Annotated in this window: 20 protein-coding genes and 1 pseudogene; 10 read left to right on the top strand and 11 right to left on the bottom strand. The window is 73.0% G+C overall.

The features are described from left to right. Positions 1-167: 167 nt before the first annotated feature. The gene (gene paaK / locus OOJ98_RS11965; protein WP_267054619.1) at positions 168-1,460 is read left to right on the top strand and encodes a phenylacetate--CoA ligase PaaK; all 1,293 of its coding nucleotides are present in this window, start codon (positions 168-170) and stop codon (positions 1,458-1,460) included. Positions 1,461-1,501: 41 nt separating this feature from the next. On the opposite strand, the gene OOJ98_RS11960 is transcribed toward paaK, so the two are convergent. The 4 genes from OOJ98_RS11960 to OOJ98_RS11945 all read right to left on the bottom strand — a co-directional run bounded on the left by OOJ98_RS11960 (position 1,502) and on the right by OOJ98_RS11945 (position 6,693). Continuing rightward, positions 1,502-2,992, bottom strand: a complete 1,491-nt coding sequence (locus OOJ98_RS11960) for a fatty acyl-CoA synthetase (RefSeq protein ID WP_267054618.1) — start codon at positions 2,990-2,992, stop codon at positions 1,502-1,504. A gap of 69 nt (positions 2,993-3,061) precedes the next feature. Then, positions 3,062-3,925, bottom strand: a complete 864-nt coding sequence (locus tag OOJ98_RS11955; RefSeq protein ID WP_267054617.1) for an RNA polymerase sigma-70 factor — start codon at positions 3,923-3,925, stop codon at positions 3,062-3,064. Positions 3,926-4,036: 111 nt separating this feature from the next. After that, entirely contained in the window at positions 4,037-5,587 is a 1,551-nt protein-coding gene (locus tag OOJ98_RS11950; RefSeq protein ID WP_267054616.1) for an acyl-CoA synthetase, read from the bottom strand. Beyond that, positions 5,584-6,693, bottom strand: a complete 1,110-nt coding sequence (locus OOJ98_RS11945; RefSeq protein ID WP_267054615.1) for a nitronate monooxygenase — start codon at positions 6,691-6,693, stop codon at positions 5,584-5,586. The genes OOJ98_RS11950 and OOJ98_RS11945 overlap by 4 nt, the downstream gene beginning before the upstream one ends. 166 nt (positions 6,694-6,859) lie before the next feature. On the opposite strand from OOJ98_RS11945, the gene OOJ98_RS11940 reads away from it, so the two are divergent. Then, the gene (locus OOJ98_RS11940; protein ID WP_267054614.1) at positions 6,860-8,626 is read left to right on the top strand and encodes a serine hydrolase; all 1,767 of its coding nucleotides are present in this window, start codon (positions 6,860-6,862) and stop codon (positions 8,624-8,626) included. Between the two features lie 477 nt (positions 8,627-9,103). Here OOJ98_RS11940 and OOJ98_RS11935 read toward each other — a convergent pair whose 3' ends face one another. The 3 genes and pseudogenes from OOJ98_RS11935 to OOJ98_RS11925 all read right to left on the bottom strand — a co-directional run bounded on the left by OOJ98_RS11935 (position 9,104) and on the right by OOJ98_RS11925 (position 12,740). Beyond that, positions 9,104-10,669: an NAD(P)/FAD-dependent oxidoreductase gene (locus OOJ98_RS11935; protein WP_267054613.1), complete on the bottom strand. Its 1,566-nt coding sequence runs from the start codon at positions 10,667-10,669 to the stop codon at positions 9,104-9,106. Between the two features lie 151 nt (positions 10,670-10,820). Continuing rightward, positions 10,821-11,828 (bottom strand): annotated as a pseudogene (locus tag OOJ98_RS11930) (serine/threonine-protein kinase); the annotation flags it as partial. An 18-nt stretch (positions 11,829-11,846) separates the two neighbouring features. Further along, a complete protein-coding gene (locus tag OOJ98_RS11925; RefSeq protein ID WP_267054612.1) occupies positions 11,847-12,740 on the bottom strand; it encodes an oxygenase MpaB family protein in 894 nt (297 codons plus the stop codon). Positions 12,741-13,057: 317 nt separating this feature from the next. On the opposite strand from OOJ98_RS11925, the gene lysA reads away from it, so the two are divergent. The 5 genes from lysA (at position 13,058) to OOJ98_RS11900 (ending at position 19,214) form a co-directional block, all read left to right on the top strand. Next, a complete protein-coding gene (gene lysA / locus OOJ98_RS11920) occupies positions 13,058-14,392 on the top strand; it encodes a diaminopimelate decarboxylase (protein ID WP_267054611.1) in 1,335 nt (444 codons plus the stop codon). 282 nt (positions 14,393-14,674) lie between these two features. Next, a complete protein-coding gene (gene kdpF / locus OOJ98_RS11915) occupies positions 14,675-14,764 on the top strand; it encodes a K(+)-transporting ATPase subunit F (RefSeq protein WP_267054610.1) in 90 nt (29 codons plus the stop codon). Between the two features lie 8 nt (positions 14,765-14,772). Continuing rightward, positions 14,773-16,437, top strand: coding sequence for a potassium-transporting ATPase subunit KdpA (gene kdpA / locus OOJ98_RS11910; protein ID WP_267054609.1), 1,665 nt, complete (start codon positions 14,773-14,775; stop codon positions 16,435-16,437). Beyond that, positions 16,434-18,530 (top strand): potassium-transporting ATPase subunit KdpB, encoded by a 2,097-nt coding sequence (gene kdpB / locus OOJ98_RS11905; RefSeq protein WP_267054608.1) that lies wholly within the window; start codon positions 16,434-16,436, stop codon positions 18,528-18,530. The genes kdpA and kdpB overlap by 4 nt, the downstream gene beginning before the upstream one ends. Positions 18,531-18,536: 6 nt before the next feature. Beyond that, a complete protein-coding gene (locus OOJ98_RS11900) occupies positions 18,537-19,214 on the top strand; it encodes a potassium-transporting ATPase subunit C (RefSeq protein WP_267054607.1) in 678 nt (225 codons plus the stop codon). Between the two features lie 35 nt (positions 19,215-19,249). Here OOJ98_RS11900 and OOJ98_RS11895 read toward each other — a convergent pair whose 3' ends face one another. Then, positions 19,250-20,077, bottom strand: a complete 828-nt coding sequence (locus tag OOJ98_RS11895) for an AraC family transcriptional regulator (RefSeq protein ID WP_267054606.1) — start codon at positions 20,075-20,077, stop codon at positions 19,250-19,252. 108 nt (positions 20,078-20,185) lie between these two features. Between OOJ98_RS11895 and OOJ98_RS11890 the strand changes: the two genes are divergently transcribed. After that, positions 20,186-20,962, top strand: a complete 777-nt coding sequence (locus OOJ98_RS11890; protein ID WP_267054605.1) for an alpha/beta fold hydrolase — start codon at positions 20,186-20,188, stop codon at positions 20,960-20,962. A 74-nt stretch (positions 20,963-21,036) separates the two neighbouring features. Here the strand turns inward: OOJ98_RS11890 and OOJ98_RS11885 are convergent, their stop codons facing one another. After that, positions 21,037-22,227: an acyl-CoA dehydrogenase family protein gene (locus tag OOJ98_RS11885; protein WP_267054604.1), complete on the bottom strand. Its 1,191-nt coding sequence runs from the start codon at positions 22,225-22,227 to the stop codon at positions 21,037-21,039. Between the two features lie 202 nt (positions 22,228-22,429). Here OOJ98_RS11885 and OOJ98_RS11880 point away from each other — a divergent pair, with 202 nt between their 5' ends. Next, complete coding sequence (locus tag OOJ98_RS11880) at positions 22,430-22,849, top strand: CBS domain-containing protein (RefSeq protein WP_267054603.1); 420 nt, start codon at positions 22,430-22,432, stop codon at positions 22,847-22,849. A gap of 193 nt (positions 22,850-23,042) precedes the next feature. Then, positions 23,043-23,243 (top strand): hypothetical protein, encoded by a 201-nt coding sequence (locus tag OOJ98_RS11875; protein ID WP_267054602.1) that lies wholly within the window; start codon positions 23,043-23,045, stop codon positions 23,241-23,243. Positions 23,244-23,390: 147 nt separating this feature from the next. On the opposite strand, the gene OOJ98_RS11870 is transcribed toward OOJ98_RS11875, so the two are convergent. Together OOJ98_RS11870 and OOJ98_RS11865 are read right to left on the bottom strand one after the other, a co-directional pair. After that, complete coding sequence (locus OOJ98_RS11870; RefSeq protein ID WP_267054601.1) at positions 23,391-24,239, bottom strand: carboxymuconolactone decarboxylase family protein; 849 nt, start codon at positions 24,237-24,239, stop codon at positions 23,391-23,393. A gap of 29 nt (positions 24,240-24,268) precedes the next feature. After that, the gene (locus OOJ98_RS11865) at positions 24,269-25,015 is read right to left on the bottom strand and encodes a helix-turn-helix transcriptional regulator (protein WP_267054600.1); all 747 of its coding nucleotides are present in this window, start codon (positions 25,013-25,015) and stop codon (positions 24,269-24,271) included. Between the last annotated feature and the right edge of the window lie 38 nt (positions 25,016-25,053).

Below are 25,053 nucleotides of genomic sequence, written 5' to 3'. Positions count from 1 at the left end.
TTCCGGCCGTCGGCGCGACCGCCGCACGGGACCGCGCCGTCCCGTTGTCCACAGGCCTTGACGCGCCCCACGGGCGACTGAATTACTGATCCGACACAGAACGACCGAATGATCGGTCGTCCGAATTCGTCGCCCCCGCGGGGCGGGGCGAGGACGGGAGCGCACCCATGGCACCCCTGCTGGACGAGGCGGAGCGGCTGAGCCGACCGGAGCTCGAAGCCCTGCAGCTCGACCGCTTGCGCGCCTGCCTGCGCCATGCCTACGACAATGTGGGGTTCTACCGGAAGGCCTTCGACGACGCGGGCCTGCGGCCCGAGGACTGTGCCTCGCTCGCCGATCTCGCCCGCTTCCCGTTCACCGCCAAATCCGATCTGCGCGACCACTACCCGTTCGGGATGTTCGCGGTCCCCGAGAGCGACATCCGCAGGATCCACGCCTCCAGCGGCACCACGGGCCGGCCCACCGTCGTCGGCTACACCCAGCGCGACCTGGACACCTGGGCCGACGTCGTGGCCCGCTCCATTCGCGCGGCGGGCGGCAGGCCCGGCCACAAGGTCCATGTGGCGTACGGATACGGCCTGTTCACCGGCGGCCTCGGCGCGCACTACGGCGCCGAACGGCTCGGCTGCACGGTGATCCCCGCGTCCGGCGGCATGACGGCACGTCAGGTCCAGCTGATCCAGGACTTCCGCCCCGAGATCATCATGGTCACCCCGTCCTACATGCTGACCCTGCTCGACGAGTTCGAGCGCCAGGGCGTCGACCCGCGGACCACCTCGCTCAAGGTGGGCATCTTCGGCGCCGAGCCGTGGACGCAGGAGATGCGCCGCGAGATCGAGGAGCGGTTCGCCATCGACGCGGTCGACATCTACGGCCTCTCCGAGGTCATGGGTCCGGGCGTGGCGCAGGAGTGCGTGGAGACCAAGGACGGCCTGCACATCTGGGAGGACCACTTCTATCCGGAGGTCGTGGACCCGGTCACCGGCGAGGTCCTGCCGGACGGGGAGCGCGGCGAGCTCGTCTTCACCTCCCTCACCAAGGAGGCGATGCCGGTGATCCGCTACCGGACCAGGGATCTGACGCGGCTGCTGCCCGGCACCGCCCGCGTCTTCAGGCGCATGGAGAAGGTGACCGGGCGCAGCGACGACCTGGTCATCCTGCGCGGCGTCAACCTCTTCCCCACCCAGATCGAGGAGATCGTGCTGCGCACGCCGGGCCTCGCCCCGCACTTCCAGCTGCGGCTGACCCGCCAGGGCCGGCTCGACGCGCTGACGGTCCGGGTGGAGGCCCGCGCGGACATGGCGCGCGAGCAGCGCGACGCCGCCGCCCGCTCGATCGTGACGGCGGTCAAGGACGGGATCGGTGTCTCCGTCGACGTGGAGGTCGTCGATCCCGAGACCATCGAGCGCTCGGTGGGCAAGTTCAAGCGCATCGTGGACCTGCGCGAGCAGAAGGACTGAGCCCGCACGGCAGGTCCGCCCTCCCCTCTGCGCAGGGGTGTTCAGGCGAACCGGTCGCGCAGCTCCCGCTTGAGGATCTTCCCGCTGGCGTTGCGCGGCAGCTCGTCCACGAACACCACCCGCTTGGGGGCCTTGAACGCGGCGAGCGAGGCGCGGGCGTGCGCGATGAGCTGATCCTGCGTCACCTCGCCGGAGCGGACCACGAACGCGGTGACCGCCTCGATCCAGCGCTCGTCGGGCAGCCCCACGACGGCGGCCTCGGCGACCGCAGGATGGGTGTAGAGCGCGTCCTCCACCTGGCGCGAGGCGATGAGCACGCCCCCGGAGTTGATCACGTCCTTCACCCGGTCTACGACGGTGAAGTAGCCCTCGCGGTCGCGCACCGCGAGGTCGCCGGAGTGGAACCAGCCGTCGCGGAAGGCCTCATCGGTCTCGGTCGGCTTGTCCCAGTACCCCTCGCACAACTGCGGTGAGCGGTAGACCACTTCACCCGCCGTGCCGTCGGGCACCTCCTCGCCGCTCTCGTCGACGACCCTCGCCTCGACGAACAGCACGGGGCGCCCGCACGAGTCGAGGCGCCCCTCGTGCTCGTCGGGCCCGAGCACCGTGGCGAGCGGCCCGATCTCGCTCTGCCCGAAGCAGTTGTAGAAGGCCAGGTGCGGCAGCCGTGCGCGCAGCCGCTCCAGGACCGGGACAGGCATGACCGAGGCCCCGTAGTACGCCTTGCGCAGTCCGCCGAGGTCCCGTTCGGCGAAGCCGGGGTGCGCGGCGATGGCGATCCACACGGTGGGCGGCGCGAAGAACGAGTCGGCGCGGCCCGCCTCCACCAGGTCGAGGATCCGGCCCGCGTCCGGCGCGTCGAGGAGGGTGTTGTCGGCGCCCAGCGCGAGGTAGGGCAGCAGGAAGACGTGGGTCTGCGCCGAGTGGTAGAGCGGCAGCGCGTGCACGGGCCGGTCACCGGCGCGCAGGTCGAGCGCCGTGATGGCCGAGACGTACGCGTGGACGAGGGCGCGGTGCGTCATCATCGCGCCCTTGGGCTGCGCGGTGGTGCCGGAGGTGTAGAGCAGCTGGACGACGTCGCCGGCCTCGCCCTCGCCTGCGTACGCGACCGGCTCGGTTGCCGCCGCGAGCAGTGAGCCCGCCCCGTCGCGCAGCGGGACCACGGGCACTCCCGCGGGCACGCGGTCCGCGAGGGCGGGGTCGGCGAGGACGAGGGCGGCGCCTGACTGCTCCAGGATGTACGTCAGATCGCCGCCGGTGAGGTGCTGGTTGACCGGGACATGAATGAGCCCGGCTCGGGCGCAGCCGAGGAAGGCGATGAGGTAGGCGTCGGAGTTGTGTCCGTAGGCGGCGACCCGGTCGCCCTTGGCGAGCCCCCGGGCGGTGAGGAAGGCGGCCGCGGCGGAGACGGCCGCGTCCAGTTCGGCGTAGCTCCAGGTGCGGTCCGCGTACCGCAGTGCGGTGCGCTCGGGGGTGCGGCGGGCGCTGCGGCGCACGATGCCGTCGACGGTGCTGCTGCGTACCTCGTCCATGGCTGGATCCTGGGCGGCCCGGTGCCCGGGGTCAAGGTGCGCGCGGTGCGCGCGCGGCCGGTGCGGGCGTCAGGACCCCGCGAAGAGGCGGCTGAGCTTGTCGGGGTTGCGCATGGTGTAGACGGCCTCGATCCGGCCGTCGCGGAGGCCGAGCAGGGCGACCTGGCGCTGCCCGTCGGCGGTGACGGCGAGGGCGGGGGCACCGTTGACGTCGAGGACGTCGAAGGCCTCGATCTCGTACCGGTCGAGGAGTCCGGTGATGAGGGCCAGCACCTTGGTGCGGCCGGTGACCGGGCGGCGCGCGGCGGTGACCTTGCCGCCGCCGTCGCTCCACGCGACGACGTCCTCGGCGAGCAGCTCGGTGAGCGCGGCGAGGTCGCCGCCCCGGGCGGCTTCGAGGAAGCGGGTGAGCAGCTTGGCGTGTTCGTCGTCGGAGAGCGGGAAGCGGTCGCGGCCCGCGGCGAGGTGGCGCCCCGCCCTGCTGTACATCTGGCGGCAGTTGGCGACGCTCGCCTCGACGATGGAGGCGATCTCCTCGTACGGGAGCTGGAACGCCTCGCGCAGCACGAACACGGCGCGCTCCGGCGGGGTGAGGCGCTCCATGAGGTGGACCGTGGCGTAGGAGACGGTGTCGCGCAGTTCGGCGGTGTCGAGCGGGCCGAGCGCGTCGGTGGCGACGGGTTCGGGCAGCCACGGCCCGACGTAGGCCTCGCGGGTCACCCGCGCCGAGCGCAGCTGGTCGATGGCGAGCCGGGACGTGACGGTGATGAGGAAGCCGCGGGCGTCGCGGATCTCGGAGCGGTCGACCCGGCTCCACCGCAGATAGGCGTCCTGGACGACGTCCTCGGCGTCCCACAGGGAACCGAGCAGCCGGTAGGCGAGCCCGGTCAGCACCGGACGGTGGGCCTCGAACTCCTCGGCGTGCTCCGTCATGGCTCCCAACACCTCCCGTGGTCGCCGCCGGCTCGTGGCCCGGTGGCTGCCGCGTCATTCAACTCGACGGCGGCTCGGGGCGCCAGTACGGCCCGGGAGGTGCCCGCGGCGTCACATCGCCCGTTCGTGGCCCTCCCAGTACGGGGCGCGCAGCCGCCGCTTGTAGAGCTTGCCGTTGGGGTCGCGGGGCATCGTCTCGATGAAGCCGACCGACTTGGGCCGCTTGTAGGCGGCGAGCCGGCCCGCGCAGTGGGCGAGCAGCTCGGCGGCGAGCGCGTCGTTGGCCGCGAAGCCGTCGGCCACCTCGACGACGGCCTTGACCTCCTCGCCCCAGTCGGGGTGGGGAATGCCGAAGACGGCGGCGTCGGCGACGGACGGATGGGCCAGGAGCTCCGCCTCCACCTCGGCCGGGTAGATGTTGACACCACCCGAGATGATCATGTCGATCTTGCGGTCGCGCAGGAAGAGGTAGCCGTCCTCGTCGAGGTAGCCGAGGTCGCCGACGGTGAAGAAGTCGCCGATGCGGTTCGTGCGCGTCTTGGTCTCGTCCTTGTGGTAGCTGAAGCCGCCGGTCGACATCTTCATGTAGACGGTGCCGAGTTCACCGGCGGGCAGCCGTTCGGCGTCGTCGTCGAAGACCGCCAACTCGCTGATGGGCCAGGCCTTTCCGACGGTGCCGGGCTTTTTGAGCCAGTCCTCGGCGGTGGCGAACGCCCCGCCGCCCTCGCTGGCCGCGTAGTACTCCTCGACACACCTCCCCCACCAGTCGATCATGGCGCGTTTGACGTGGTCGGGGCAGGGCGCGGCGCCGTGGATGGCGTGCCGCATGGAGGAGACGTCGTACCGCGCCTTCACCTCGTCGGGCAGCGAGAGCAGCCGGTGGAACTGGGTCGGCACCATGTGGGTGTGGGTGCAGGCCTGTTGGTCGATGCGGCGCAGCATCTCCTCGGGCGTCCACTTGTCCATGAGGACGACGCGGTGCCCGATGTGCAGCGAGGCACCGGCGAACTGGAGGACCGCCGTGTGGTAGAGCGGTGAGCACACCAGGTGGACGTTGTCGTCGAACGGCTTGATGCCGAAGATGGCGAGGAAACCGCCGAGGTAGGTCTCCTCGGGGAGCTTGCCGGGCAGCGGGCGCCGGATGCCGCGCGGGCGTCCGGTGGTGCCGGAGGTGTAGTTCATGACCCAGCCGAGCGTGCGGTCCTCGGGCGCCGACTCGGGCTGTCCGTCGAGGAGTTGGGCGTACGGCGAGAAGCCGGGCACGGTACCGACGGCGTAGCGGTGCGAGACGGGCAGCTTCGCCTCGTCGGCCGCGGCGGTCGCGGCCTCGGCGAAGCGCTCGTGGGTGATGAGGACCTTGGCGCCGGAGTCGGCGACGATCCAGGCGATCTCGGGCCCGACGAGATGGTGGTTGACCGGCACCAGATAGAACCCTGCCTGCGACGCGGCGAGGTAGGCCGTGAAGAACTCGACCCCGTTGGGCAGCACGACGGCGAAGGCGTCGCCGCGTTCGAGGCCGGCGGCGCGCAGGCCGTGCACGAGCCGGTTGACGGCGGCGTGCAGCCGCCCCGCGCTCCACTCCTCGCCGTCCGGGGCGATGAGGACGGGGCGGTCGGGATCGGCTTCGGCCTGGGCCCAGAAGCCGTTGGGGGGCTGGTTCATCGGGCGTCCCTCCCTGCGATGCGGTTGATGCGGTCGACGGCGCGCTCGAAGCCGCGCGTCAGCTCGTCGAAGGTGTCCTGGACGCTGCGTTCGGCGGTCATCCTCCCGACGATCTGGCCGACGGGGGTGCCGAGCAGCGGCTCGACCTCGTACTTCTGGATGCGCGACACGGCCTCGGCGACCAGCAGGCCCTGGAGCGGCATGGGCAGGGCGCCGGGCCCGGCCGGGTCGTCCCAGGCGTCGGTCCACCCGGTGCGCAGCTGGCGCGCGGGCTTGCCGGTCAGCGCGCGCGAGCGCACGGTGTCGCCGGAGCCGGCTTCGAGGAGCTTGCGGGTCAGGGCGCGGGAGTGGAGGTCGGCCTCGGTGGTGGTGAGCCAGAGCGAGCCGAGCCAGACGCCCTGGGCGCCGAGCGCGAGTCCGGCGGCGATCTGCTCGCCGCTGCCGATGCCGCCCGCGGCGAGGACCGGCAGCGGGCCGACGGCGTCGACGACTTCGGGGACGAGCACCATGGTGGCGATCTCCCCGGTGTGGCCGCCGGCCTCGTAGCCCTGGGCGACGACGACGTCGATGCCTGCGTCCGCGTGGTGGCGGGCGTGCCGGGCGCTGCCCGCGAGCGCGGCCACGAGCACGCCCCGGTCGTGGGCACGCCGGACGACGTCGGCGGGCGGCGAACCGAGCGCGTTGGCAAGGAGCTTGATCGGATAGTCGAAGGCCACGTCGAGCTGGTCGCGGGCGACCTGCTCCATCCAGCCGGTGATGCGCCATCCGGAGACGTCGCCCTCGGCGAGTTCGGGCACCCCGTGCTTGGCGAGGGTCTCCCGGACGAACTGCCGGTGCCCTTCGGGGATCATCGCCTCGACCTCGGCCTCGCCGACCCCCTCGACCTTCTTGGCCGGCATCACCACGTCGAGGCCGTAGGGCAGCCCGTCGGTGTGTTCCTGCATCCAGTCGAGGTCGCGCGCCAGGTCGTCGGGCGCGGTGTAGCGGACCGCGCCGAGCACGCCGAAGCCGCCGGCCCGGGTGATGGCCGCGGCCACCGCCGGGAACGGCGTGAAGCCGAAGACGGCGTGCTCGATCCCCAGTTTCTTGCTCAGCTCCGTCTGCATGGGGCGCAGGATGCCGCAGCGGGGGCGACGAAGGAAGAGATTTTCTGATGCTGCGTCAGTTTTGTTGCGGGCCCGCCGACCCGCCGCGCGGCGGCCGTCGCGGCGTTCCGTGGTTCGATGTGATCACGAAGGACGTTTCCAGCGCGCCGGGAAGGGCCGACCGCCGATGACCGAGGACGTACGGGGCTTCAGCAGGCGGCGGCTGGCGGGCGCGGCCGTGGGGCTCGGAGGTGCACTGGTGATGGGCGCGAGGCCGGGCGGCGCGCAGGCCGCCGGGCGCGGGCGGACCCTGCGGCGCGGAAGTGCCGAGCGGGCCGGGCTGCTGCCCGAGCATCTGGACCGCCTGGTCGACGAGGCGCGGGCCTTCCTCGGGCCCTCCCCCGACCACCCCTGGTACGCGGGTGCCGTGCTGCTCGCGGGGCGCGGCGCCACGGTGGCGCTGCACGAGGCGATCGGCAGCGCGGTGCGCTATGCGGCGTACGACGAGAAGAGCGGCACGGCGGTGGAGTTCCCGCCCGGGGCACGGATCGAGGCGGCCCCGGACACGGTGTACGACCTCGCTTCGCTGTCAAAGCTGTTCACCTCGCTCCTCGCCGTCCAGCAGATCGAGCGCGGCGCCCTGCGCCTCGACGGGACGGTCGCCTCCTACCTGCCCGAGTTCGCGGCGGCCGGCAAACAGGGCGTCACGGTGCGCCATCTGCTCACCCACACCTCGGGGTTCCCGTCCTGGATCCCGCTGTACGCAGCGCCCACCCGCGAGGAGAGGCTGAAGCTCGTCCTGAACGAGGCGCCGACGGCCCCGCCCGGCAGCGCCTACCTCTACTCCGACCTCAATCTGATCTCGCTCCAGCTGGTCCTGGAGAGGATCACCGGGCGCCCGCTCGACGCGCTGCTCCACGACGAGATCACCGCTCCGCTCGGGATGCACCGCACACGCTACAACCCGCCCGCGTCGTGGAAACCCGGGATCGCCGCCACCGAGGACGCCCGCAGGCCGTGGTCGGGGCTCGACCGGGGGCTCGTGTGGGGCGAGGTCCACGACGAGAACGCGTACTGCCTCGGCGGGGCGGCCGGCCACGCCGGCGTCTTCTCCTGCGCCTGGGACCTCGCGGTCCTCGCCCGTACGCTGCTGAACGGCGGCGCCTACGGCCGGGCCCGGATCCTCTCCCCCGCCTCCGTTGACCTCCTGTTCACCGACTTCAACGCCGCCTTCCCCGGCCACGAGCACGGGCTCGGCTTCGAGCTCTACCAGCACTGGTACATGGGCGCGATGGCCACTCCGCGCAGCGCGGGGCACACCGGGTTCACCGGCACCAGCCTCGTGCTCGACCCGAGCACCGACACGTTTCTCGTCGTCCTCGCCAACTCCGTTCACCCGGTGCGCGATTGGCGCTCCGGGTCCGCGCCCCGGGTGGCGGCGGGCAACGCCCTGGCGCGGGCGGTCGCGGTGCGCCCCGCACACGGCGGCACGTCCTGGTTCGGGGGCATGGCGCGCGCGACGAGCGCCACCCTCACCCTGCCCGAGCTGTCCGTCACCGACGGCCGGGCCCGTCTGGAGTGCGCCCTGTGGTGGGACACCGAGCCGGGCGTGGGCGTCCTCGCCCTGGAGGCATCGGCGGACGCGGGGGCCGGCTGGCGGCCCGTCCCCTTCACGACGGTACGGGCGGGCGAGGAAACCGTGGAGCATCCGGCGGGGTCGGTGACGGGATGGTCCGGGCGGGTCTGGCACCGGACGACGGCGGACCTCGCCCCGTGGCGCGGCCGGCCGGTGCGGCTGCGCTGGCGGTACACGACGGGACCCCTGTACGTGGGGCGCGGCGTCTACACGGGCGGCCTGCGGATCGTCGACGGCGAACGCGCGGTGTTCGACGAGTCCCGGCCGGGGGATGCGGGGCAGGTCGTGTCCGCGGGGTGGGTGCGGTCGGCCGACTGACGTACGCCGTCTGAGCGCGGGTACCTCGGCCCAGCGTCTCGGCTGTCCCCGGACGACCGACCGGGGCCACCCCAGCCCGGCCGGCGTTTGAGGACGAGCGCCCTCCAGGCGCGAACGGGGTCCGGGGCGGAGCCCCAGGGACCTCGGCCGCGGACCGTGCGTGGCTGAGCGCGCAGTTCCCCGCGCCCCTGGGTGGGTCGGCCATGCGCGGGGTACGCAGTCGAGGCCACCCCAGCCCGTCCGGCGATTGAGGACGAGCGCCCTTCAGGCGCGAACGGGGTCTGGGGCGGAGCCCCAGGGGCCCCAGCTGCGGGCCGTGCGTGGCTGGTCGCGCAGTTCCCCGCGCCCCCAGGTGGGCCGGCCCTGCCCGGGGTGCGAAGGGGAGGCCACCCCAGCCCGGCCGCCTCGGCTGCGTCCCCGCGCCCCTGGGTGGGTCGGCCCGCCGGGGTGCGAAGGGGAGGCCACCTCGGCCCGGTGTCAGCGGCCGAGGACCGCCATCGCCGCGTTGTGGCCCGGGATGCCGCTCACGCCGCCGCCCCGCACCGCGCCCGCCCCGCACAGCAGCACGTTGGCTCGGCTCGTCTCGACGCCCCAGCGGCCGGTCGATCCGTCGTCGTAGGGGAAGGCGAGGGCGCGGTGGAAGATGTTGCCGCCGGGCAGCCGCAGATCGCGCTCCAGGTCGAGCGGCGTCTTCGCCTCGATGCAAGGGCGGCCCTGCGCGTCCGTCGCGAGACAGTCGGCGAGCGGCTCGTCCAGGTGGGCCTCCAGTTGGGCGAGCGTCGCGGCGAGGAGGAGCTCGCGCGCCTTGTCGTTGTCGTCGGCGAACAGCCGGGCCGGGGTGTGCAGCCCGAACAGGGTGAGCGTCTGGTAGCCGCGCTCCGCGAGGCCGGATCCGAGGATCGAGGGGTCGGTCAGCGAGTGGCAGTAGATCTCGGAGGGCGGCGCGGTGGGCAACGTTCCGCCCGCCGCCTCGGAGTACGCGGTCGCCAGCGCGTCGTACCCCTCCGCGATGTGGAAGGTTCCGGCGAACGCCTCCCGGGGGTCGACGGCGGTGTCCCGCAGTCGCGGCAGCCGCGTGAGCAGCATGTTGACCTTCAACTGGGCACCCTCCGCGGGCTCCGGCGCCGGGTCGCCGAGGAGCTCCGCGAGGGCCTGCGGGGAGGCGTTGACCAGGACGTGCCGGGCGGCGACCGTGCCGGACCCCTCACCGGTGGTGTAGTCGACCTCGGCCTCGGCACCGTCGGCGCGCACCGCGGTCGCCTCGTGGCCGGTGACGATCTCCGCGCCGGCCGCGCGGGCGGCGTCGGCGAGCGCGTCGGTGAGGGCGCCCATGCCGCCGACGGGCACGTCCCAGTCGCCGGTTCCCCGGCCGATCACGTGGTAGAGGAAGCAGCGGTTCTGGGCGAGCGAGGGGTCGTGGGCGTCGGCGAAGGTGCCGATGAGGGCGTCGGTGAGGACGACACCCCGTACGAGGTCGTCGGCGAAGCGGTCCTCCACGGCGACGCCGATCGGCTCCTCGAAGAGCATCCGCCAGGCCGCCTCGTCCCCGATCCGCTCGCGCAGCGCGCCCGCGGCGGGCAGGGGCTCGGTCAGGGTGGGGAAGACCCGCTCGGCGACCCGGCGCGTCGTGTCGTAGAACTCCCGCCAGGCGGTGAACTCCCGGTCGGATCCGGTGAGTCGGCGGAACGAGGCGGCGGTGCGGTCGTCGCCGCCGCCGACCAGGAGGCCGCCGGGGCGCCCGTCGCGCCGGGTGGGGGTGTACGAGGAGATGGTGCGGGTGCGGACCGCGAAGGCGAGCCCCAGATCGTCGACGATCTTCCGGGGCAGCAGCGAGACCAGGTAGGAGTAGCGCGAGAGCCGGGCGTCGAGGCCGTCGAAGGGGCGGGTGGAGACGGCCGCGCCACCGGTGTGCCCGAGCCGTTCGAGGACCAGGACGGAGCGGCCGGCCCGCGCCAGGTAGGCGGCGGCGACCAGGCCGTTGTGGCCTCCTCCGACGATGACGGCGTCGTACAGGTCACGGGTGAACGCGGTGCGTGCGGTCATGTCCCTTGGTAACACGGGATGATCCCGCACGGAACCCGTCCCGGCCGGGCGGACCGCCCGCTTCCGGCGCCCTCGCGACCGCGGCCGGCGACAGGTCGTGCCGGAGCGGGGTTCACCGCGGGGTGGCGCGGTCCGCGGCCGTCGTGGCCATCGTCCACGGGCCGGTGAGGCCGACGGTGGGGTCGGGAGGCGCGGCGCCTTCGGCGGCGCGTGTCGCCTTGCGGCCGGTGGTGATGCCGTGGGTCCAGGGCGGAAGGGCGGGCGGACGCCGCAGGGACAGCGGGACGGGCTCGCCGAGCCGGCCGTACGAGGCCCGGCCCTCGGCGAGCCGGCGCCCGAACTCCGCTGCGTCGTCCGGGCGTTGGCCCGGTTCCTTGGCGAGCAGGTCGAGCACGGCCAGCTCGAAGAAGCCGGGGAGCTCCGCGCGGTGCTCGCGCAGCGGCCGGGGCGGGGTGTCGCGGTGGCTCACCAGGACGGCCCAGGTGTCCTGGTGGCCGAAGGGCGGCGCCCCGGTCGAGATCTCGTACAGCACGCAGCCCAGCGAGTAGAGGTCGCTGCGGTGGTCGACGTCGGCGGCGCCGATCTGTTCCGGCGCCATGTAGTGCGGGGTGCCCATGGCGATGCCGGTGCCGGTGAGGCGGTTGGCGAGGCCGTTGTCGGCGTCGAGCCGGGCGATGCCGAAGTCGCAGATCTTCACGGTGCCGTCGTCGAGCCGCATGATGTTCGCGGGCTTCAGGTCGCGGTGGACGATGCCCTGGCGGTGGGTGTAGGCGAGTGCGGCGGCGACCTGCTCGGCGATGTCCATGACGTCGGCCACCGGCAGCGGCCGCCGGTCGTTCTCGTCCAGGATCTGGCTGAGGTCGCGGCCTTCGAGGAGCTCCATGACGAGGTGGAGCCCGCCCTCGTGCTCCCCGAAGTCGTGCACGACGGTGACCCCGCGGTGCTGGAGCGCGGCCGCGACCCGGGCCTCGCGCCGGAAACGTTCGCGCAGCACGCGGGTGACCGACTCCTCGTGGTCGGGCGCCGGTGGTTTGAGGAGCTTGACCGCCACCTGCCGGCCCAGCGATTCGTCCCGGGCGCGCCACACCTCGCCCATGCCGCCGCGCCCGATCAGGTCGAGCAGCCGGTAACGGCCGTGGATCAGCCTGGTGTCCGCCATGTGGTGCCGTCGCCCCCGTTACTGCCCGTGTCTCCTGTGCGGCCCCCCAAGTATGGCCGCCCGCTCGCGGAGTGTGTGCGGCGCCGGTCGGGTTTCGGGGCCGAGCCGGGCGACGGCCCGCAGGATGTGCCGCGGCGGAAGCTGCCACCGGACCTGGGCGGGGATGCGGCGCAGCGCCGTTCCCGTACGGGTCAGGCGGCGGTCCACGCGCTGCGCCGCGGGGGCGGGGCGGCCGTACAGCTCATGGGCGTACGGAGGCAGCGAGGCGTAGGCGAGGCGGGCCACGCGCCGCCACACCAGGGCGCGGGCCGGGACCAGGAGGGCGGGTGTGGGCGGGCGCCGCAGGAAGTCGTCGACGGCCCGCGCGTCCTCGGTGACGGCCAGTGCGGGGCGTACCGCGTCGAAGTAGCCGGCGAGTTCGGCGACGGACCCCGGCACCGCGTCCTCGTCCAGGCCCACCAGGCGGGCGTCGACGCGGTGTTCGGCGACGTAACGGTCGGCCTGGGCGTCGCTCATCCACAGCCCGGAGCGCCGCGTCACGGTGAGGTAGCTGTCGATCTCCGCGCAGTGCACCCACAAAAGCAGCTCGGGGTCGTCGATCCCGAACCGCTCCCCGGTGCGCGGGTCGTCGGCCTTGAGCAGGGCGTGGATGCGGCGGACGCGGGCACCGGCCTGCTCGGCCGCGTCCTTGGTGCCGTAGGTGAGCGTCCCGACGAAGTCGGCGGTCCGCATGAGGCGGCCCCAGGCGTCCTTGCGGAAGTCGGAGTTCTGCATGACTCCGCGGACCGCGCGGGGGTGGAGCGCCTGGAGGTACAGCGCCCGGATGCCCGCGATCCACATCATGGGGTCACTGTGCACCTGCCAGGTGACCGATCGGGGGCCGAAGTAGCCCGGGTCGAGATCGTCCGCCATCCGACGCCTCCGGTGGGTGTGCCCTGGGCCGGATCCGCTCCGGAGTCTACTGGCCCGCGGGCCGTACGGACCCTGGCGGACGGGTTCGGGCCGCCGCGCTGCTGCCGGTCCGGCCCGGCCCGCGTCAGCGATGCGTACGAAAGGGGCCGCCGGGCGTCAAGGCGGTGTCAGGGGCCCGCACGCGGGGCTCGGCGCGGGGTTGGCTGCGCAGCGGGCGCCCCCGGTCCGCCTCCCCGCGCCCCGGGGCGTCCGCCAAGTCCGCGGTGCGCGCGGACCGTGCCGGTTCCGCGCGCACCGCCCGAGCCCCAGGGGACTCCATGACCATCACCGCCCTGTCCGAGGTCGCACCGGACGCCGAGGGCCTCTCCGTCTGGCCGGCCTCCACGGCCGGCCTGCCGCACGGCGGGCTCGCCGTCGGCGGAGTGCCGCTCACCGAGATCGCGGACCGCTTCGGCACCCCCGTGTACGTCCTGGACGAGGGCGAGGTGCGGGCCCGCTGCCGGGCGTACCGCGCCGCGTTCCCCGACGCCGATGTGCTGTACGCCGCCAAGGCGTTCCTGTCCCGGGCCATGGTCCGCTGGGTCCGCGAGGAGGGCCTCGGCCTCGACGCCTGCTCCGCCGGCGAGCTCGAACTCGCCGTCACCGCGGGCTTCCCCGCCGATCGCGTCACCCTGCACGGCAACGCGAAGTCCCCGCAGGACATCGGGGCCGCGCTGCGGCTCGGCGTGGGCCGCGTCGTCATCGACAGCCCGTCCGAGATCGCCCGGCTCGCCGCGGCCGTGGGCACCCGCGGGGCGCAGAAGGTGATGGTGCGGGTGGTGCCCGGCATCATGGCGGGCGGCCACGAGAAGATCCGTACCGGCACCGAGGGGCAGAAGTTCGGCCTGGCCCTCACGGACGGCTCGGCGCAGCACGCCATCGCCCGCGTCCTGGGTCAGCCGCAGCTGGAACTGACCGGTCTGCACTGCCACATCGGCTCCCAGATCACCGACGTCAAGCCGTACACCGCCGCCGTCCGCCGCATGGTGGGTCTGATGGCGCGGGTCCGCGACACCCATGGCGTGGTCCTGTCCGAGCTGGACATGGGCGGCGGTCACGGCGTCGCCTACCGGCCCGGCGAACCCGCCCTCGATCCCGCCGCGCTCGCCCGTGCCCTGCGCGCCGAACTCGCCGCGAGCTGCGCCGCCGCGAAGCTCCCCCCGCCCCGGCTGGCCGTCGAGCCCGGCCGGGCCGTCGCGGGACCGGCCGGGGTGGCGCTGTACCGGGTGCTCTGCGTCAAACACACCGGCGGGCGCGTGTTCGTGGCGGTGGACGGCGGCATGAGCGACAACCCCCGGCCCGCCCTGTACGGGGTCCGGTACGCGCCCCGTCTCGTCGGCCGCAGGAGCACCGCCGCCCCGCGCACGAGCACCGTCGTCGGGCGGCACTGCGAGGCGGGCGACATCGTGGCCGACGGCGTGGAGCTGCCAGGGGACCTGCGTCCCGGGGACCTGCTCGCCGTGCCGGTGGCGGGCGCCTACCACCTCTCGATGGCCTCGGGCTACAACATGGTCGGCCGCCCGCCGCTGGTCGCCGTCCACGACGGCACGGCCCGCCTCCTGGTCCGGCGCGAGACCCTGGCCGACTTCCGCAACCGGGACATCGGCGGCTAGGCGCCTGCCGGGGCCCTCGACTCGCCGGCTCCCGTGCCCGCCTCCGCCCCCGCGCACCGCCGCCGCCGTATGGACCGCGTCAAGAGTCCGGCCGCCGTCGTATGGAGCCCGTCAACAGCCGCCATACGCCGCTGAACTCGCGGTTTGCTGATCTTCGGCCCATGGGCCGACCCCCATTCACCACGTCATTCAGGAGCTCACGATGGCCGATCTGGCCTTCGTCGTCACCACGGTCGCGGTCTTCGCGCTGGTGGCCCTCGCCGCCAAGGGGGTGACCAAGCTGTGAGCGTCGAGAACATCGTCGGTCTGCTGGTCGCCGTCGCCCTGCTGGGGTACCTCGTCCTCGCCCTCGTGTACCCGGAGAGGTTCTGAGCACCGCTATGAGCCCCGTTACCGCCGGCGTGCTCCAGCTGCTCGCGCTGATCGCCGCGCTCGCACTGGCGTACCGCCCCCTCGGCGACCACATGGCCCGGGTCTACTCCTCCGAGAAGCACTACCGGCCGGAGAAGTGGGTCTACCAGGCCATCGGCGCCAACCCGTCGGCCGAGATGCGCTGGCCCGCCTACCTGCGCGGCGTCCTCGCGTTCTCCGCCGTCGGCGTCCTGTTCCTCTACGCCCTCCAGCGGGCGCAGGGGATCCTGCCCGGCTCGCTCGGCTTCTCGGCGATCGACCCGGACCAGGCGTTCAACACGGCCGCCTCGTTCGTGGCCAACACCAACTGGCAGTCGTACGCCGGCGAGCAGGCCATGGGCCACGTCGTGCAGACCGGCGGTCTCGCGGTGCAGAACTTCGTCTCCGCCGCCGTCGGCATGGCCGTCGCGGTGGCTCTCGTACGGGGCTTCGCGCGGTCGCGCACCGGTGAACTCGGCAACTTCTGGGCCGACTTGGTGCGCGGCACCGTCCGCATCCTGATCCCCATCGCCGTCGTCGGCGCGCTGGTCCTCGTGGCGTGCGGCGCCATCCAGAACTTCGCCGGCATCCACGAGGTCGGCCAGTTCACCGGCGGCGGGCAGCAGTGGAACGGCGGGGCGGTGGCTTCGCAGGAGGTCATCAAGGAGCTGGGCACCAACGGCGGCGGCTACTTCAACGCCAACTCCGCCCACCCCTTCGAGAATCCCACCCCCTTCTCGAACCTCTTCGAGATCTTCCTGATCCTGCTCATCCCGTTCGCGCTCACCCGGACCTTCGGGCGCATGGTCGGCAGCCTGCGGCAGGGGTACGCGATCCTCGCGACGATGGCCGTCGTCTGGATCGGTTTCACCGCGCTCATGATGTGGACCGAGTTCGCCCACCACGGGCCCGCGCTCCAGGCGGCGGGCGGGGCGATGGAGGGCAAGGAGACGCGCTTCGGCATCGGCGGCTCCGCGATCTTCTCGGTCGCGACGACGCTGACCTCGACGGGCGCGGTCAACTCCTTCCACTCCTCGTACACGGGCCTGGGCGGGGGGATCCAGCTGCTCGGCATGCAGCTCGGCGAGATCGCGCCCGGCGGTGTGGGCTCGGGGCTCTACGGCATGCTGATCATGGCGGTCATCGCGGTGTTCATCGCCGGGCTCATGGTGGGCCGCACCCCCGAGTACCTGGGCAAGAAGATCGGCACCCGTCAGATCAAGCTGGCGGCCTGCTACATCCTGATCACTCCCGCGCTCGTCCTCGGCTTCACGGCCGCCGCGATGGCGCTGCCCACGCCGGTCACCTCGATGGCCAACCCCGGCGCGCACGGCTTCTCGGAGATCCTCTACGCCTACACCTCGGGCGCCAACAACAACGGTTCGGCCTTCGCCGGCCTGAACGCGGACACGCAGTGGTTCAACTCGACCATCGGCATCGCCATGCTGCTCGGCCGGTTCCTGCCCATGGTCTTCGTGCTCGCCCTGGCCGGCTCGCTCGCCGAGCAGCGGCCGGTGCCCGAGACGGCGGGCACCCTGCGCACCGACAAGCCGCTCTACGCGGGCCTGCTCGTCGGGACGATCCTCATCATCACCGGACTGACCTACTTCCCGGCCCTCGCGCTGGGACCGCTCGCCGAAGGGCTCGCCTCATGAGCACCATCACGCCCACCCGTGCCCCGCACGAGGAGCACCCCGCGGCGGACACGCCGCCCGGACGCGTCGGCGGCGGGCTCTTCGACCCGAAGGCGCTGGTGACGTCGTTCCCCGACGCGGTACGCAAGCTCGACCCGCGCGTCATGGTCAAGTCCCCGGTGATGTTCGTCGTCCTGATCGGCTCGGTGGTCACCACCGTCCTCGCCGTCGAGGACCCGTCGGACTGGTTCGGCTGGGCGATCACCGCCTGGCTGTGGCTCACCACCCTCTTCGCCAACCTCGCCGAGGCCGTGGCCGAAGGGCGCGGCAAGGCGCAGGCGGACACCCTGCGCAAGGCCAAGACCGACACCGTCGCGCGCCGGCTGAGCGGCTCGGCCGAGGAGCCCGTACCCGGTACGGAGCTGCGCGTGGGCGACCTGGTCGTGTGCGAGGCCGGGGACGGCATCCCCGGCGACGGTGACGTGGTCGAGGGGGTCGCCTCGGTGGACGAGTCGGCCATCACCGGTGAGTCCGCGCCCGTGATCCGCGAGTCGGGCGGCGACCGCTCGGCCGTCACGGGCGGCACGAAGGTCCTCTCCGACCGGATCGTCGTCAAGATAACGACGAAGCCCGGCGAGACGTTCATCGACCGCATGATCGCGCTCGTGGAGGGCGCGGCGCGGCAGAAGACGCCCAACGAGATCGCCCTCAACATCCTGCTCGCCTCCCTCACGATCGTCTTCCTGCTGGCGGTGGTCACGCTGCAGCCGTTCGCGATCTACGCCGGCGCCCGGCAGTCGATGATCGTGCTCACCGCCCTGCTGGTCTGTCTCATCCCGACCACCATCGGCGCCCTGCTCTCGGCCATCGGCATCGCGGGCATGGACCGTCTCGTGCAGCGCAACGTGCTGGCGATGAGCGGACGTGCGGTGGAGGCCGCGGGCGACGTGTCGACGCTGCTGCTCGACAAGACGGGCACCATCACGCTGGGCAACCGGCAGGCCGCCGAGTTCGTGCCGGTACGGGGCACGACGGAGGCCGAACTCGCGGACGCCGCACAGCTGTCGTCGCTCGCCGACGAGACCCCCGAGGGCCGCTCGATCGTGGTGCTCGCCAAGGAGCGGTACGGGCTGCGCGAACGCCACCAGGGCGAGCTCGCGCAGGCCGTCTGGATCGCCTTCACCGCGCAGACCCGGATGTCCGGGGTGGACGTCGACGGCAGGAAGACCCGCAAGGGCGCGGCCGGTTCGGTCGCCGCCTGGGTGACGGAGCGCGGTGGCCGCGTCGCCGAGGACGCAGCGGATCTGGCCGACCGGATCTCGCAGGCGGGCGGGACACCGCTGCTCGTCGCGGTCGAGGACGAGTCGGGCGCCCGGATCCTGGGGGTCGTCCACCTCAAGGACGTCGTCAAGGAGGGCATGCGCGAGCGGTTCGAGGAGCTGCGGCGCATGGGCATCAGGACCGTGATGATCACCGGGGACAATCCGCTCACCGCGAAGGCCATCGCCGAGGAGGCCGGCGTCGACGACTTCCTCGCCGAGGCCACCCCCGAGGACAAGATGGCCCTCATCAAGCGGGAGCAGGCGGGCGGCAAGCTGGTGGCGATGACGGGCGACGGCACCAACGACGCCCCGGCCCTCGCACAGGCGGACGTCGGGGTGGCGATGAACACGGGCACCTCGGCCGCCAAGGAGGCCGGGAACATGGTGGACCTGGACTCCAATCCCACCAAGCTCATCGAGATCGTCGAGATCGGCAAGCAACTCCTCATCACCCGGGGGGCGTTGACGACCTTCTCCATCGCCAACGACGTCGCGAAGTACTTCGCGATCATCCCGGCGATGTTCGCGGCGGTCTACCCGGGCCTCGACAAGCTCAACGTCATGGGTCTGCACTCGCCGGACTCGGCGATCCTGTCCGCCGTCATCTTCAACGCGCTCGTCATCGTCGCGCTCGTACCGCTCGCCCTCAAGGGCGTCCGCTACAGGCCGACCAGCGCCGACCGGATGCTGCGCCGCAACATCGGGATCTACGGACTCGGCGGCCTCGTGGCGCCGTTCATCGGCATCAAGCTCATCGACCTGCTCATCACCCTCATCCCCGGAATCGGCTGATCAGCTATGAACAGTTCTGTCGGAAACACCGCGCGGCTGATCGGCGCCGCCCTGCGAGCCCTGCTGGTCCTCACGGTCGTCTGCGGGATCGTCTACCCCCTGGCCGTCACCGGCATCGCCCAGGCCGCCTTCGGCGGCAAGGCCAACGGCTCGGAGGTCAAGGACGGCAGCGGCCGGGTCGTGGGGTCGTCCCTCATCGGCCAGACCTACACCCTGCCCAAGAGCCACCCGGACGATCCGGCCGAGACCGCCGCGCCGGACCTGCGGTGGTTCCAGCCGCGCCCCTCGGGCGGCCTCGGGACCAACAGCGTCAACACCCAGTACTCGCTGCTTCTGTCCGGCGCCACCAACAAGGCCGCCGACAACCCGGAGCTCACCAGGCTCGTCGAGGACGCCAGGGCGGCCGTCGTCCGGGACAACTCGACGGCCACGTACAAGGTGAGGCCGCAGGACATCCCGGCCGACGCGGTCACCTCGTCGGGCTCCGGCCTCGACCCGAGCATCTCCCCCCAGTACGCCGGACTCCAGGTGCACCGGGTCGCCGAGCGGAACCACCTCGGCGTCGCGCAGGTCGAGCGGCTGGTGGCGGACCACACCGAGGGCCGCACGCTCGGCTTCATGGGTGAGCCCCGGGTCAACGTCCTGGAACTCAACGTCGCCATCCGGGAGTTGGCCCGGGGCTGAGGCACCGGCCCGCCACCGGCCGGGCGCGGGCACCCTCACGGGACGGTCGCCGCCGACTGCCACGCGCCGGGCCGCAGGCCGGTCGCGTTCCGGAAGAACACCGAGAAGTTCGACGCGTCGGGGAAGCCGAGCGCGGTGGCGCAGCCGGCCGCCGTCATGCGCTCGTGCGCGAGCAGCCGTTTGGCCTCCAGGACGAGGCGGTCGACGAGGTACGCCTTCGCGGTGCGCCCGGTGGCCCGGTGGACCGCTCTGGAGAGGGTGCGGGGCGCGTATCCCAGAGCCAGGGCGTAGTACCCGGCGTCGTGATGCTCCCGGAAGTGTGCCTCGACACTGGCCCGGAACAGGCCGAACACCGGGTTCATGGACCGCGCTTCGCCGTGCGGCGGGCAAAGCCGGGCGATGAGCGCGGAGAGCAGGATCCCGGGCAGCTCCGTGGCGGTGTCCGAGGGCGGGGCGGACGTCTCGAGCAGCAGATGGTCGCGCGCTGCCTCGACGAACGGCCAGTCGGCGTCGGGAACGGTCCGGTGTACGACGAGGTCCGGGGACGCGGCGAGCGCCCGGGTGGCACGGGTCACGGGCGCGGTCGGGACGAACAGCACGATGTGTCCCGCCACGCCCTCGATCCCGTCCCACCGGTGCACCGCTCCGGGAGCGATCCACACCGCGGACCGCTCCCGGAGCGGATGCGCGCGGAAGTCCACGGTGACCGCTCCCCGTCCGGCGTCGACGACGGCGAGCACATGGAAGTCGGCGCGCTGCGTGCCGCCGTCGTTCAGCTCGCGAAGACGGCCGAACGTCATCGTCTCGACGGCCGAGCCCCCGTGCCCGACGGGTTGGTAGGTCATCTGCCGGATCGCGGTCACGTGTCCAGTTTCCACCATCGGACGACCAGTCGCGCCGATGCCCCGGACGGGCCCTCGGAGATCCAATCAAGGGGCAGGTCCGCACGGACCACCGATCGAGGAGTTGCGATGACCACGACCCGGCAGCCGGCACTGCCCGCTTACGACCACCGGCCGGGAGCGGGGCCGACCCTGGTGTTCCTGCACTACTGGGGCGGTTCCGCCCGCACCTGGGACCCCGTCGTCGAGCGCCTCGACGGGCGCGACGTCCTCACGCTCGACTTCCGCGGCTGGAGCCGCTCCCGCGGCCTGCCCGGCCCCTACTCGCTGCGCCGGCTCGCGGACGACACGCGCGCGGTGATCGCCGACGCGGGCGTCACCGACCATGTCCTCGTCGGTCATTCCATGGGCGGCAAGGTCGCGCAGCTGGTCGCGGCGGCCCGGCCCGCCGGCCTGCGGGGGATCGTCCTGGTCGGTTCCGGGCCGGCCAGGCCCGCAGCGGAGATCACCCCCGCGTACCAGGAGGCCCTCTCCCACGCCTACGACTCCGACGAAGACGCCGCCGGCGCACGGGACACCGTCCTGACCGCGACCGAGCTGCCCGAACCGGTCAGGTCGCGGATCGTGGCCGACTCGCGGGCCGGCGCCGACGGCGCCCGCGCGGAGTGGCCGCTGCACGGCATCGCGGAGGACATCACCCGGCACACCCGCATGATCGGCGTCCCCGCCCTCGTCGTCGCCGGAGAGAACGACCGCGTCGAGCCCGTCGCCGTGCTCCGCGACCACCTGGTGCCGTACCTCGCCGATGCCGAGTTCCTGGTGATCCCGAGGACGGGTCACCTGATCCCGCTGGAAGCCCCGGCGGAACTCGCCGAGGCGATCACCGCCTTCGCCCCGGTCGGCTGACCGGGACGTCACCGCCGGCCCGTACGGCGGTCGCGGCGGGGTCCCCCGGCGGGCGGGGTCCCCCTGCGGCCGGCCTAGCGGCGGACCCTCGGCATCCCCAGGCCGATCCAGGAGATGATCTCGCGCTGGATCTCGTTGTTGCCGCCGCCGAAGGTGAAGATCACCGCGGAGCGGTAGCCGCGTTCGAGTTCGCCGTGCAGGACCGCACCGGCCGAGCCCTCCTTCATCGGACCCGCCGCCGCCGCGACCTCCATCAGGGCGGCGTAGGCGTCGCGGCGCGCCTCGGATCCGTACACCTTGACGGCGGAGGCGTCCTGGGGGGTGAGGGTTCCCTCCTGGACGGCGTTGACCATCTGCCAGTTGAGGAGCTTCATGGCGTCGAGGCGGGCGTGGGTGCGGGCGAGGTTCTTGCGGACCCAGCCGAGGTCGATGACGCGGCGGCCGTCGGCGAGCTTGGTGTCGGCGGCCCAGCGCTGGACGTCGTGCAGCGCGCGGATCGCCATGGTGCCGTGGGCGGCGAGGGTGACCCGCTCGTGGTTGAGCTGGTTGGTGATCAGCCGCCAGCCCTTGTTCTCCTCGCCGACCCGGCGCGTGGCGGGGACCCGGATGTTCTCGTAGTAGCTGGCGGTGGTGTCGTGCGAGGCGAGGGTGTTGATGAGGGTGCAGCTGTAGCCGGGGTCGGACGTCGGCACCAGGAGCATGGTGATGCCCTTGTGCGCGGGGGCGTCCGGGTCGGTGCGCACGGCGAGCCAGACCCAGTCGGCGGTGTCGCCGTTGGTGGTCCAGATCTTCTGCCCGTTCACGGTGTACGTGCCGGTGTTCTCGTCGCCCTCGCGCACCGCGCGGGTCTTGAGCGCCGCGAGATCGGTGCCCGCGTCGGGCTCGCTGTAGCCGATGGCGAAGTCGAGCTCGCCGGAGAGGATGCCGGGCAGGAAGTACGCCTTCTGCTCGTCCGTGCCGTACCGCATGATCGTGGGGCCCACGGTGTTCAGGGCCATCAGCGGCAGCGGCACCCCCGCCTGCGCGGCCTCGTCGAAGAAGATGAACTGCTCCATCGGCGTCAGGCCCCGCCCGCCGTACTCCTCGGGCCATCCCACCCCGAGCCAGCCGTCCGTGCCGAGCCGGCGCACGGTCTCGCGGTAGAACCGCTTCTGCGCGGCCGGATCCGCGTACCGGGCGTAGACGTTGTCCGGGACGAGCCCGGCGAAGTAGGTCCGCAGCTCGGTGCGCAACTGCTGCTGCTCAGGCGTGTATGCGAGGTGCACGGCCCCTCCAGGACGGTCGCGGTACGGCGGCGCACACAGTAGAACGTGTTCCAAGAATCCGGAAGGGGCGCACGCGTCGCGCTTGCTCTGCCGCCCGTACGGCGGCCGTCCGGTCGCCCGGAGCCGTGGGCGCGGCGAGCATGGGCCGAGGCGTGTGTTCCGTATCCGTGCCGCTCGCGCACCTCTGAACCGGAGGCTTCCCGTGACCACTGCCCGCGACCTGATGACCGCCGACGTGCGGTGCGTCCCGGCGTCCGAAACCCTCGACCGCGCCGCCCAGTTGATGCGCGACCACGGGATCGGCGCGCTGCCGGTGAAGGGCGGCGACGGCACGCTGACCGGCATCGTCACCGACCGGGACATCGTCGTGAAGGCCCTGGCCGCGGGCAAGGACGCCGCCGAGGTCACCGCGGGCGACCTCGCGGAGGGCGGCGTCCACACCGTCGACGCGGGGGCCGACGCCACGCTCGCGGTGCGGGCGATGAGCGAGGCGCGGATCCGGCGGATCGTGGTGGTCGAGGACGGGACGCCGGTCGGCATGATCACCGAGGCGGACCTGGCCCGCAAGCTGACCGCGGAGGCGTTCGCGACGTACGCCGGCCGGGTGTACGCGTCCTCCTGAGGCGCCGGCGCAGATCCCCCCGGAGCACCCCCGCGCGGGCCCGATGGAGACGGTCGTCCGCGCACCCGGAACCCGGGTGGCGCCGGGCCGCCCGGGGGCCCGCACACCGGTGGCGATGGGGCGTGTGGGCCGGATGCGAGGCGGGTAGGCGGGGGCCAGAATGGTGCATTACTGGACGAACGTAGGAGGCGGCATGAACGACCGGTCCGATTCCAGCTCGCAGTCCGATCTCGTGACCCCTGACGCACTGCTGCACACCGGGGCCGGGGGCGAGGTCAGCGCGGAGGACCTGGTGCTGGCCTCCGGGCGGGACGTCACCCCGGAGAACCTGGCCTGGGCCGAGCGCAAGCTGGCCGCCGAGGGCCCCGCCGCGCTGGACAAGCTGCTTCCCTGAGAGCACTCGTCGGGGGATCCCGGGGTGGGGGCGGGCCGACCGAGGCCCGCCCCCACCCCTTGGTGCTGCCTCCACCCCCTGGCGATGCCTCCACCCCCCTTTTTTGTGAGCGCCCACCCCGCGTGCGGTACCGGCGCCCCCGCCGGGTCAGTGGGCCGCGCGTTCCGCGAAGACCTGGCGGGCGGCGGTCATGCCGTTGAGCGCGGCGGGGAAGCCCGCGTAACTCGCCATCTGCGTGATGACCTCGACGGCCTCCTCACGGGTGCCGCCCACGTTGAGCAGGCCGTGGAGGTGGACCCGCAGCTGGGGCGCGGCTGTGCCGAGCGCCGTGCACATGGCGACGGCGGCCAGTTCGCGGGACTTCAGGTCGAGCCCGGGGCGCGCGTATATGTCCCCGAAGGCGAACTCGACGATGTAGCGCATCAGATCGGGCGCGATGTCCCGCAGGGACGCGACGACCTCGTCGGCGGCGTGCCCGTCGACCTCCGCCAGCTTCGCGAGACCGCGCTCGTAGCGGTCGCCCGCGGGGGGCTCCGTGCCGACCGGGTCCGCCGCGAGGTCGGAGCGGCTCGCGAAGACCTCCCGGGCGGCGGCGATGCCGTTGAGCGCGGCGGGGAAGCCGGCATACACGGCGGTCTGGATGAGGATCTCCACGATCTCCGCCGGGCTCACCCCGACGTTGAGCGCGCCGTCGATGTGGAAGCGCAGTTGGGGCGCCGCGTTGCCCATCGCGGCGAGCGCGCCGACCGTGGCGATCTGCCGCCCGCGCAGACCGAGTCCGGGGCGGGCCAGGACGTCGCCGTACGCGAAGGCGACGGTCATCCGGCCGAGGCCGGGCGCGATGTCGGCCAGGCTGCCCAGGACGGCGGGGTGCTCCTCACCGCCGATGGTGCGCAGCAGGGCGAGCCCGCGCTCGAACCGCTCGTCGGTCGTCTCGGCGCCGCCCCCGGCGATGGCGTGGTGCGTCGCGTTCTTCGTGTGCTGCGTGGTGTCCATGGAGCGGACGCTATGAGTTGGAGCGTGCTCTAACGCAAGCGGCCGTGCGCGCCGGGTGTGTGGCCGAAGGCTCGGCGGAACACGTCGATGAACGCGCTGGTGGAGGACCAGCCGCACCGGTGGGCCACGGTGGTCACCGGGGTGTCGTCGGCGAGCAGGTGCAGCGCGTGGTAGAGCCGGAGCCGGGTGCGCCACTGCGGGAACGTCATGCCGAGGTCGGCGCGGAAGAGCCGGGTCAGGGTGCGTTCGCTCGCGCCGGCCCGCGCGCCCAGTTCCGCGAGCCCGCGCCGGTCGGCGGGGTCGGCCCACAGGATCGCGCAGACCGCTGCGAGGCGGGGGTCGCTGGGCGCGGGCAGATGAACGGGCCATCGCGGTGCGGCGCGCACCTGGTCGAGCAGGACGGCGCGCAGCCGCCGCCCCTCGGGGCTCCGGTCGCCGGGCGCCCGGGTGTGGGCGAGCAGGAGCTCGCGCAGGAGCGGGCCGACGGTCAGGACGGTCGGGGCGTCGAGACCGAGCGGGTCCTCGTGGGCCGCGACGCCCATCAGGTGCAATTCGAGCCCGCCGTGCGCCCGGTGGGAGTGCACGGTGCCGGCCGGCACCCAGATCGCGCGCGTGGCCGGGGCCACCCAGGTTCCCGCGTGCGTCGTGACGGCCAGGACCCCGCGGCTCGCGTGGACGAGCTGATGATCGTCGTGCCGGTGCGCGTCGATGCTGTCCCCGGGTGCCATCTGCTGGGCGCGGGTGGGGGCGACGGGGGTGTGGCGGATTTTCGGCATCACCAGGCAATTTATCGGAAGCGGGACAGCGCCGGGCC

This window comes from Streptomyces sp. NBC_00083 (assembly GCF_026343295.1).
GTDB lineage: Bacteria > Actinomycetota > Actinomycetes > Streptomycetales > Streptomycetaceae > Streptomyces.
Note: the sequence above shows the minus strand (reverse complement) of the source record. Positions and strands in the feature narration are given on the sequence as shown.

What these genes read in the sequence shown, in the direction of transcription:
- paaK (WP_267054619.1), top strand. Translation starts at nt 168, where the DNA reads ATGGCACCCCTGCTGGACGAGGCGGAGCGGCTGAGCCGACCGGAGCTC.
- OOJ98_RS11960 (WP_267054618.1), bottom strand. Translation starts at nt 2,992, where the DNA reads ATGGACGAGGTACGCAGCAGCACCGTCGACGGCATCGTGCGCCGCAGC.
- OOJ98_RS11955 (WP_267054617.1), bottom strand. Translation starts at nt 3,925, where the DNA reads ATGACGGAGCACGCCGAGGAGTTCGAGGCCCACCGTCCGGTGCTGACC.
- OOJ98_RS11950 (WP_267054616.1), bottom strand. Translation starts at nt 5,587, where the DNA reads ATGAACCAGCCCCCCAACGGCTTCTGGGCCCAGGCCGAAGCCGATCCC.
- OOJ98_RS11945 (WP_267054615.1), bottom strand. Translation starts at nt 6,693, where the DNA reads ATGCAGACGGAGCTGAGCAAGAAACTGGGGATCGAGCACGCCGTCTTC.
- OOJ98_RS11940 (WP_267054614.1), top strand. Translation starts at nt 6,860, where the DNA reads ATGACCGAGGACGTACGGGGCTTCAGCAGGCGGCGGCTGGCGGGCGCG.
- OOJ98_RS11935 (WP_267054613.1), bottom strand. Translation starts at nt 10,669, where the DNA reads ATGACCGCACGCACCGCGTTCACCCGTGACCTGTACGACGCCGTCATC.
- OOJ98_RS11925 (WP_267054612.1), bottom strand. Translation starts at nt 12,740, where the DNA reads ATGGCGGACGATCTCGACCCGGGCTACTTCGGCCCCCGATCGGTCACC.
- lysA (WP_267054611.1), top strand. Translation starts at nt 13,058, where the DNA reads ATGACCATCACCGCCCTGTCCGAGGTCGCACCGGACGCCGAGGGCCTC.
- kdpA (WP_267054609.1), top strand. Translation starts at nt 14,773, where the DNA reads ATGAGCCCCGTTACCGCCGGCGTGCTCCAGCTGCTCGCGCTGATCGCC.
- kdpB (WP_267054608.1), top strand. Translation starts at nt 16,434, where the DNA reads ATGAGCACCATCACGCCCACCCGTGCCCCGCACGAGGAGCACCCCGCG.
- OOJ98_RS11900 (WP_267054607.1), top strand. Translation starts at nt 18,537, where the DNA reads ATGAACAGTTCTGTCGGAAACACCGCGCGGCTGATCGGCGCCGCCCTG.
- OOJ98_RS11890 (WP_267054605.1), top strand. Translation starts at nt 20,186, where the DNA reads ATGACCACGACCCGGCAGCCGGCACTGCCCGCTTACGACCACCGGCCG.
- OOJ98_RS11875 (WP_267054602.1), top strand. Translation starts at nt 23,043, where the DNA reads ATGAACGACCGGTCCGATTCCAGCTCGCAGTCCGATCTCGTGACCCCT.
- OOJ98_RS11870 (WP_267054601.1), bottom strand. Translation starts at nt 24,239, where the DNA reads ATGGACACCACGCAGCACACGAAGAACGCGACGCACCACGCCATCGCC.
- OOJ98_RS11865 (WP_267054600.1), bottom strand. Translation starts at nt 25,015, where the DNA reads ATGCCGAAAATCCGCCACACCCCCGTCGCCCCCACCCGCGCCCAGCAG.